Raw genomic sequence first — 8,388 nt, forward strand, 5'->3', positions numbered from 1 at the left:
CTACCGACCTGCCGGACGCAAGGGGTTACAGGACCATCTCGGGATGCGAGGCCGGGACGGCGCGGCGGAGCGCGGCGTGGACCGAGGTCGGGGTCAGCACGCCGAGGTAGCGGTCGCCCTCGACGACGGGGAGCCAGCCGGCGTCGTGCTGGACGATCTCGGCGAGCGCTCGGCGCAGGGTGTCGCCCACCTCGATGGTCTCGTCGAAGCGACGCAACCGGTCCGACACGTGCGCACTGCCGGCGTCATCGTCCTTGAGCTCGCGCTCGCCCACCCAGCCCCGCAGCATCCCGTGCTCGTCGACGACGACCGCGAAGGGTTCGGGCGCGTGGGACACGATCTGGTGGGCGACGGCCAGCAGGTCCGTGGGCGCCACGGTCGGCGGGTGCTCGAGGTCGTCGGGGTCGATCGCCGTCACGGCCAGCCGCCGCAGACCCCGGTCGGAGCCGACGAAATCAGCGACGAAGTCGTTGGCCGGCGTGCCCAGCACCTCCGCCGGCGACGCCACCTGCTCGAGCTTGCCGCCGACGCTGAGCACCGCGATGCGGTCGGCGAGCCGGACGGCCTCGTCGATGTCGTGGGTGACCAGGAGGACGGTCTTGCCCAGGTCGGCCTGGATGGAACGGAACTGGGCCTGGAGCCGATCGCGCTGGATCGGGTCGACCGCCCCGAACGGCTCGTCCATGAGCAGGACGTCGGGATCGGCGCCGAGGGCCCGGGCCACGCCCACGCGCTGCTGCTGGCCGCCCGACAGCTCGTGCGGATAGCGGTCACCGAAGGTCGCCGGGTCGAGGCCGACGAGCTCGAGCAGCTCGTCAGCACGCGCGCGGGCCCGTTTCTTGTCCCACCCGAGGAGGGTCGGCACGGTCATCACGTTCTGGCGCACCCGTTGGTGGGGGAAGAGGCCGCTGGCCTGGATGACATAGCCGATCCGGCGCCGCAGGGCGACCGGGTCGACGTCGGTCACGTCGTCGCCGTCGAGCTCGATCCGCCCCGACGTCGGCTCGATGAGACGGTTCACCATCCGCAGCAGGGTGGACTTGCCGCAGCCCGACGGCCCGACGAGCGCGAGCAGCTCGCCCTTGCGCACCTCGAGATCGAGGCTCTTCACCGCGACGGTGCCGTCGGGATAGATCTTGCCCACGCCGTCGAGACGGATCATCACGGGGGATGTAGCGTCGTCGGCGTGCCGCTCAGTGGTCATGCCGCAACCCTTGCCGATGGATGCCTCGTGCGCAACGAGTGGATCTGCGGTGAATACCTCACCTCACGCAGGACCGAGCTGCTGGACGCGTTGGCCCTGCACGCCCAGATCACTGTGATCAGCCTGGTCGTCGCGGCGCTCGTCTCGGTGCCCCTCGCCCTCGTCGCCCGACGTTGGAGATGGCTGGAGTCGGTCGTCCTGGGTGCCTCCACGATCATCTACACGGTGCCGTCCCTCGCCCTCTTCTCCCTGCTGCTGCCTTTCACCGGGCTCTCCCCCACCACCGTCATCGTGGGCCTCGTCCTCTACTCGCTCACCATCCTGGTCCGGGCGCTGGTGACCGGTCTGGCGGCCGTGCCCGACCAGGTCGTGGAGGCAGCCCAAGGGATGGGCTACGGACCGACCAGGCTGCTGTGGCAGGTCCGCTTCCCACTGGCCCTCCCCTCGATCATGGCCGGTGTCCGGGTCGCAGCGGTGTCGACCGTGGCCCTGACGACCGTGGGCGCGGTGGTGGGCTACGGAGGACTCGGCGACCTCATCTACGCCGGGCTCCGCTCCCTGTTCAAGCCGCAGGTGCTCACGGCCTCCGTGCTCTGCGTCGTGCTCGCCCTCGTCGTCGACCTGCTGCTCCTCGGGATCCAGCGGCTCGCGACACCGTGGCGACGGGGGAGGCCGGCATGAGCTGGTTCACCGACCTCGTGGCGTGGCTCGGCAACGGCTCGAACTGGACCGGCGACGCCGGAGCCCTCGCCCTGCTCCGCCAGCACGTGCTGCTGTCCGTCGTCTCCCTGCTGGTCGCCGCGCTCATCGTGGTCCCGCTGGGACTCTGGCTCGGTCACATCGGCAAGGGTGGCGTCGTCGCCCTCAACATCGGCAACGTCGGTCGGGCCGTCCCCACCTTCGCCATCCTCGTCCTCCTGACGCTGGCTCCCTCGCCCTTCGGCAACAGCCAGCTCACGGTGGTGACCTCGCTCGTCCTCTTCGCGATCCCGCCGATCCTCACCAACACCTATGTCGGCGTGCGGGAGGTCGACGGGGCCGCCGTCGACGCCGCCCGCGGGATGGGCATGAGCGGCTGGCAGGTCCTGCGCGGGGTGGAGCTCCCGCTCGCGGCACCGTTCATCGTCCAGGGCCTGCGACTGGGCGGGGTGCAGGTCGTGGCCACGGCGACCATCGCCGCCCTCGTCGGGGCAGGCGGGCTGGGACGGCTCATTACCCAGGGTTTCAGCCGTCAGGACCAGCCGATGCTCCTCGCGGGCGCCGTGCTCGTCGGGGCGCTCGCGCTGGTCGTCGAGGCCCTCTTCGAGCTGCTCGAACGCGCCGTCGCCCCCGCCGGAGCGCCCGGTCGACGAGCCCGCAGCGGGTCAACCCCGACGGGTGCGACCGTAGCCGTCGGTGCTTCCGACTAGCCTGTGTCCATTCGAGTACGGCGGGGTACTCACCTGACACGCGCGGAGAACTTCTCCGCGGGACACAGAAGGTCGACGATGCGCGCACACATTTCCCTCATCCACCCCCGGACACTTCTCGCCGCGGCTGCCGTTGGCATCCTCGGCCTCACGGCCTGCAGCAGCGGCGGAGGCAACGCGTTCACCCCCGGGGCCACGGGCACGGCCAGCGGCGGCGGGGCCGCCCTCGTCGTCGGTGCCCAGGACTTCACCGAGGCCAACATCATGCAGAGCATGTATGTCCTGCTGCTCCAGAACGCCGGGTTCACGGTCACCACCAAGAAGGCCCAGCGGCCGGTGCTCTTCGACGCGCTCAAGAGCGGTCAGGTCGACGTGGTCCCGGACTACCTCGGCACGACCCTCACGTTCCTGGGCAACCAGGTCAACGGCACGAAGGACACGACCTACAGCTCCAACGACACCGCGAAGGAGGTCGCCGACTTCAAGGCGATCGGCGCGAAGGCCAGCATCGGCGCGTTCACGCCGGCCGCGGCCCAGGACCAGAACTCCTTCTACGTCACGAAGAAGTTCGCCGCCGAGAACGGCAACCTCACGACGTTGTCCCAGCTGGCCGCGCTCAACAAACCCCTGAAGCTCGGAGCCGACACCTATTGCGGCGCGTCGAGCCAGCCCTACTGCATCAACGGGTTGAAGAAGGTCTACGGCCTGAACCAGCTCACGTTGGACGACAGCTACAACTTCGGCTCCGTCGCGCTCGCCCAGGCCGTGCTCGACGGCAAGGTCGACGTCGGTGAGTCGGGCACCACGGACGCCACCCTGGCACCCAAGGGCCTGATCGCCCTCAAGGACGACAAGGTGCTCCAGTCGGCCGAGAACCTCACGCCGTTCTACAACATCAAGAAGGTCACGGACCCCAAGGTCGCGGCGACCTTGGACAAGCTCGCCGCGGTCCTGACCGTCGATGACCTCTACACACTCAACGGAAAGGTCGACAACGACCGCCAGAAGGCCGAGGACGTCGCGAAGGCCTACCTGCAGTCCAAGCAGCTGATCCCCTGACCCTTCCCACCCGGCCTGAGGTGAAATCGCGCTCCCCGGAGCGCGGTGTCACCTCGAGCGACCCAGGTCGGTCGATCAGATCGTCGTCAGCAGCAATTCGGACGACGCGGTTCGGCCGAGGATGACATCCGACGTCTCGGCGCCGCTCATCTCCACCCCGGAGTGGGCGGCGACGAAGCCGGTCGTCAGCTGGTCCCATGTCCGACGCCGGCGCAGCATCGCGTGCTTCTCACCGGAGAGGCCGACGAAGGAGGCCTGACGCCCCTCCTGCTGGAGGCGCTCCACGAGGTGGCGGCTGGCCGTCGGTGAGGTGATCCGATCCGCCAGTCCGTGGATGAGGAGGAGACGCACGCCATCGTGCGGGGCGTAGCTGTCGGTCCGCTCGATCCACGGCGCCAGGCCGACCACGGCCGAGACGCGCTCGTCACCCGTGAGCGAAAGGGCGACGCGGCCGCCCATCGAGTGGCCGATGAGCACGACAGGGACCCCGGGGTAGCGCACGGCGATCGTCTCGAGGGCCTGCTCCGTGTCCCGCACCGGGCTGGCGAGGGCATCGTTCCAACCCCGCACGGCATACCGGCTCCGGAGGACGGCGAGCCGTCCGTCTCCCGCATGCACGACGTTGCGAGCGATAGGCAGCATCCGCACGACCGGGAGCTGCCACCAGGCGGCGGGCAGGGTGCTGCGCTCCTGGCCCCCGTGCAGGACGAGGACAACGGCGGTGGGGGACTCGGGCGTGGAGTCCCACCGGAGGTCGGCGGTGGGCACGTCGGTCACCGTATGCCGCCAAACGGGGAGAATGCTCACAGGGTGTCTTCGACGCCGTTCCGGACGGCGGATGCCACACCCCGGTCGAGGTCAATGCTGGACGCGAGGTGGTGCTGTATACCGAACGTGTGGGGGGAACCACCGCGAGCACGCCTCCCCGTTACCCCTACCCCATCTGGAGCTTGGCCATGGATCTCGGTCTGCACGGCGTCGTTGCCCTGGTCGTCGGCGGGAGCGGCCTCATCGGGGAGGCCGTCGGCCGTGCCCTGCACGCGGAGGGGGCGACCGTCGTGCTCGCCTCGAGGTCGGCCGACCGGCTCGCCGAGGTGGCGGCGTCGATCGACCCCGCAGTCGGAGTGGTCACCATCGACACCCTGAGCACGACGTCGGTCGAAGCAGCCGTGGCCCAGGTCATGGCCGAGCACGGGTCGATCGGGGTGCTCGTCAACACCGCCGCTCCGTCGGCGCGGACCCTCGACCCGGCGCGTGACAATGACCCTGAGCAGGTGACCCAGGCCTTTGAGGCCAAGGCGATGGGCTACCTCCGCTGCTGCAACGCGGTCCTCCCGCAGATGGTCGCCGCCGGCTTCGGCCGGGTCGTCAACGTCAGCGGGCAGAACGCCTACCTCACCGGCTCGATCACCGGCTCGGTGCGCAACGCCGCCGTGATCGTCGCCTCGAAGGCCCTGGCCGACTCGGTCGCAGGCACCGGCGTCACCGTCAACGTCGTCAACCCCGGCGTCGTCACGACCGATCCGGCCGCCGAGGTCGCGGCCGGGGCACCGGGCGAGTCCTCCCCGGAACAGGTGGCCGCGCTGGTCACGTTCCTGACCTCCCGAGCCGCCGGCGCCGTGTCGGGAGAGTCGATCTCGGTCGGCCACCGGGTCCGCGGGGTCAGTGCCTTCTGAGGCTGTCCGGGGGTCAGACCCGACGGATGCGGATCGGGCCCTTCGCGGTGGAGGGGTCGACGACGTGCCCACCCTGCACGATCACGACGTCTCCGGCAGCGACCAGACGTCGGGCTGCCCGCCGGGCCGGCTCCATCAGCGGCCGCCAGGTGTCCTCGTCGCCGCCGCCCACCAGTCGCGCGGCTTCCGAGGGGCACACGGTCGCCGACCGGGCCCGGTTGCCGAGCAGCTCGAGGATGGTCGCCTCGAGCTGTCGGTCGGTCGCCGTCACACCGTGCCGGCGGCAGCTGGCGCTGCAGTAACGCACCTCGTCGGCGTGCCCGCGCCAGGCCCGACGCTCCTCCATCCGGCGTCCGCACGAGCGACAGGTCTTCTCGGTCGGCTGTCGGACATCAGCGTCATCGGGAGAGCCCGGATCCGTCCGCGGTGCCCGTTGCCGACCCATGCGCTCCAGCATGCGCCTGCCCGCGTATGCCGCGTGCCCCGGGGTCGGCGCGACGTCAGGATGCAGCAGCCGGCCGAGCCGGGGCAGTGTCGAAGGTTGCCCCGAACAGCACCTGGTGATGCGTGACGCCCGGCTTCGCAGGCGCGCTGGACACGACCCACACGGCATACAGGCGGGTCTTGCTCATGGCCGACCCGATGTAGTCGCCAGGGAAGATCCCCCTCGCCTGCGCCGCATACGCGTAGTCGATCTGTGGGCCGACCGCGACCGGGACCCCGAAGTGGGCCCCACCATCACGAGAGGTGGCGACGAACTGTCGTCCGAAGCGGCCCGTGGTGGTGTCGACGTTGGTCAGCCCGAACGAGACCGACACCGTGCCGGCGTTGGCGGAGACGTCCGAGTTGACCCCGAGCAGGCTGGACGTCGGGCGGTTCACGACCACCGGCGCCGACCACGTCGACCCGTCCGCCGAGGAGGCGAGCTTGACCTTGGTCGGGTCGGCCGAGTTCCAGGTGGCGAACAGCCGACCGGAGACCGGGTCGACGGTCGCGGAGATCAGGCAGCACCGAAATCCGGGCGGGCCGCCGCCCAGGTCCTTGGTCACGCTCCCGCCGGGCGTCCAGGTCGACCCGCCGTCCTTGGAGATCATCGTCGTGACGACCGGGGGGGCCGCCGCAGCACCGCCGAAAGGTGACGACGGCGTCGTCGGTGCCGCGTGCCGCGCCGCCCCCCGCAGGCCGGCCGCCTCCGGCCCCTCGGCGGACCCGTTGCCACCGAAATCGATGTAGGCGTCGACGACGGTGCCGTCCGGTTGCACCATCGGCTGCGAGTCCTGGGAGTTGGCGTGGGGCGCGCTGACGTTGACCGGGCTGCTCCAGGTCCGGCCACCATCGTCGGACCAGACCACGGCCTGCGGGGAGCCGTCCGGGTGACTGAACACATCGGTCAGGAACGGGGTCCAGAACTGGTAGACGCGGCCACGGTGAGGACTGGTGGCGCTGGTATCCACGACCAGGACGTTCTTGTCGTCCGAGACGGCGCAGGTGGCACTGCGGTGGGCCTCGACGGGTGCCGCGAACGTCTGTCCACCGTCGGCGCTCCTGGACACGAGCACCGCGCTGTCACAGCCTGAGTTGAAGACCAACGTCGAGATGTAGACCGACCCGCCGGGTGCGAACGCCACGATCGGGTCGCTCGCCCGCTCCCAGGTGCTCGGCCCGCCGGTTGCCTTGGTCACACCGGGCAACGGCTGGTGATGCCAGGTGCGGCCGCCGTCGTGGGTCCAGGTATATTCGACGCCTACCGCGCCGCCGTCGGGATACCGGCCGTCGTGCGAGGCCGCCACGGCGATGTCCGAGCTGACGGGTGACACCGCCACGTCCGGCTCTACCAGCGTGTCCGCCTCCGACCCCGGCAGGACGGGCACGTCCTGGCTCCCGATCTGGCCCACGTTCAACACCGCCGGGGGACCACCACCGGACGCGAGCGCCGGGACGGCACCCCACAGGAGAACCGTCGGTATCACTGCGAGGGCCAGCATGCCCTTCCGAGCAAGAACCCCCCGAAACCGTGCTGACCGAACGTCTGGCGCTGAGGTCTGTCCCGTCACGATGCCCTCCCGGAGTCACGAACTTGTCGGTAGGCACAGTCTGCATTCGAGGACTGACATCGCAACCCGAGAAGTGGAGACCGCCGTCGGTCGACTCGGAGGCTGCGGTTCTCAGACCTCGGTGCGGTGGAAGTTCTGGAACGACTTGCTGGCCGTCGGCCCGCGCTGACCCTGGTAGTGCGAGCCGTACTTCGCGCTGCCGTAGACGTTCTCGACCGGGCTGGACAGCCGGAAGAAGCACAGCTGCCCGACCTTCATCCCAGGCCAGAGCTTGATCGGCAGCGTGGCGACGTTGGACAGCTCGAGCGTGACGTGGCCGCTGAACCCCGGATCGACGAATCCCGCTGTCGCGTGGGTCAAGAGGCCGAGTCGGCCGAGGCTCGACTTGCCCTCGACGCGCGCCGCGACGTCGTCGGGCAGGGTCACCGTCTCGAGGATCGAGCCCAGCACGAACTCGCCCGGGTGGAGGATGAACGGCTCGCCGGTCGCCACCTCGACGAGCCGGGTGAGGTCGGGCTGCTCCTCGGCCGGGTCGATGTAGGGGTACTTGTGGTTGTCGAACAGCCGGAAGTACTTGTCGAGGCGCACGTCGACGCTCGACGGCTGGACCATCTCGGGGTCCCACGGGTCGAGCCGGACCCGCCCGGCCTCGACCTCGGCCCGGATGTCCTTGTCGGAGAGCAGCACGGGGAGAGGCTATCCCGCCGGCCTGCCCCCGTATGCCGCGTGGCCCCCGCCGCCGACAGATCGGTTATGCTGCCTCACGCGCCGCGAGTTGACCTGCGGCCGCGCGGGCGTAACTCAATGGTAGAGCGCCAGCTTCCCAAGCTGGACACGCGAGTTCGATTCTCGTCGCCCGCTCCACACACGAAGTCGCAGGTCACAGCGGTGCAAGCCCAGACCACTTTCGCCCGGCTCCCCCGAACTTGCCTGCCACGTGCCCGCCACGTGCCCAAAGGTCGGCCCGAGTCACCCCTCATGGTGGC

General features: G+C 70.0%; 9 protein-coding genes and 1 tRNA gene. 5 read left to right on the forward strand and 5 right to left on the reverse strand.

The genetic code is table 11. The features are described from left to right. Positions 1-25: 25 nt before the first annotated feature. A complete protein-coding gene (locus Q0R63_RS07615; protein WP_295695958.1) occupies positions 26-1,162 on the reverse strand; it encodes a betaine/proline/choline family ABC transporter ATP-binding protein in 1,137 nt (378 codons plus the stop codon). A gap of 69 nt (positions 1,163-1,231) precedes the next feature. On the opposite strand from Q0R63_RS07615, the gene Q0R63_RS07620 reads away from it, so the two are divergent. From Q0R63_RS07620 to Q0R63_RS07630, 3 genes are all read left to right on the forward strand, one after another. Continuing rightward, the gene (locus Q0R63_RS07620) at positions 1,232-1,885 is read left to right on the forward strand and encodes an ABC transporter permease (RefSeq protein ID WP_295695942.1); all 654 of its coding nucleotides are present in this window, start codon (positions 1,232-1,234) and stop codon (positions 1,883-1,885) included. Then, positions 1,882-2,613 (forward strand): ABC transporter permease, encoded by a 732-nt coding sequence (locus tag Q0R63_RS07625; RefSeq protein WP_295695944.1) that lies wholly within the window; start codon positions 1,882-1,884, stop codon positions 2,611-2,613. The genes Q0R63_RS07620 and Q0R63_RS07625 overlap by 4 nt, the downstream gene beginning before the upstream one ends. 78 nt (positions 2,614-2,691) lie before the next feature. Further along, on the forward strand, positions 2,692-3,672 hold the full coding sequence (locus Q0R63_RS07630; RefSeq protein WP_295695946.1) for a glycine betaine ABC transporter substrate-binding protein: 981 nt from the start codon (positions 2,692-2,694) through the stop codon (positions 3,670-3,672). Positions 3,673-3,747: 75 nt separating this feature from the next. Here the strand turns inward: Q0R63_RS07630 and Q0R63_RS07635 are convergent, their stop codons facing one another. Beyond that, positions 3,748-4,440: an alpha/beta hydrolase gene (locus tag Q0R63_RS07635; protein ID WP_295695948.1), complete on the reverse strand. Its 693-nt coding sequence runs from the start codon at positions 4,438-4,440 to the stop codon at positions 3,748-3,750. 188 nt (positions 4,441-4,628) lie between these two features. Between Q0R63_RS07635 and Q0R63_RS07640 the strand changes: the two genes are divergently transcribed. Further along, positions 4,629-5,348, forward strand: coding sequence for an SDR family oxidoreductase (locus Q0R63_RS07640; protein WP_295695950.1), 720 nt, complete (start codon positions 4,629-4,631; stop codon positions 5,346-5,348). A 13-nt stretch (positions 5,349-5,361) separates the two neighbouring features. Here Q0R63_RS07640 and Q0R63_RS07645 read toward each other — a convergent pair whose 3' ends face one another. The 3 genes from Q0R63_RS07645 to dcd all read right to left on the reverse strand — a co-directional run bounded on the left by Q0R63_RS07645 (position 5,362) and on the right by dcd (position 8,089). Continuing rightward, positions 5,362-5,793: a DUF3253 domain-containing protein gene (locus Q0R63_RS07645; RefSeq protein ID WP_295695952.1), complete on the reverse strand. Its 432-nt coding sequence runs from the start codon at positions 5,791-5,793 to the stop codon at positions 5,362-5,364. Positions 5,794-5,848: 55 nt separating this feature from the next. Continuing rightward, positions 5,849-7,243, reverse strand: a complete 1,395-nt coding sequence (locus Q0R63_RS07650; protein ID WP_295695954.1) for a sialidase family protein — start codon at positions 7,241-7,243, stop codon at positions 5,849-5,851. Positions 7,244-7,513: 270 nt separating this feature from the next. Further along, entirely contained in the window at positions 7,514-8,089 is a 576-nt protein-coding gene (dcd, locus tag Q0R63_RS07655) for a dCTP deaminase (RefSeq protein ID WP_295695956.1), read from the reverse strand. Between the two features lie 103 nt (positions 8,090-8,192). Between dcd and Q0R63_RS07660 the strand changes: the two genes are divergently transcribed. After that, positions 8,193-8,266, forward strand: a tRNA-Gly gene (locus Q0R63_RS07660). Positions 8,267-8,388: the final 122 nt, after the last annotated feature.

The organism is Lapillicoccus sp. (genome assembly GCF_025353065.1).
Classification (GTDB): domain Bacteria; phylum Actinomycetota; class Actinomycetes; order Actinomycetales; family Dermatophilaceae; genus Lapillicoccus.

What these genes read in the sequence shown, in the direction of transcription:
- Q0R63_RS07615 (WP_295695958.1), bottom strand. Translation starts at nt 1,162, where the DNA reads ATGATCCGTCTCGACGGCGTGGGCAAGATCTATCCCGACGGCACCGTC.
- Q0R63_RS07645 (WP_295695952.1), bottom strand. Translation starts at nt 5,793, where the DNA reads ATGGGTCGGCAACGGGCACCGCGGACGGATCCGGGCTCTCCCGATGAC.
- Q0R63_RS07630 (WP_295695946.1), top strand. Translation starts at nt 2,692, where the DNA reads ATGCGCGCACACATTTCCCTCATCCACCCCCGGACACTTCTCGCCGCG.
- Q0R63_RS07625 (WP_295695944.1), top strand. Translation starts at nt 1,882, where the DNA reads ATGAGCTGGTTCACCGACCTCGTGGCGTGGCTCGGCAACGGCTCGAAC.
- Q0R63_RS07640 (WP_295695950.1), top strand. Translation starts at nt 4,629, where the DNA reads ATGGATCTCGGTCTGCACGGCGTCGTTGCCCTGGTCGTCGGCGGGAGC.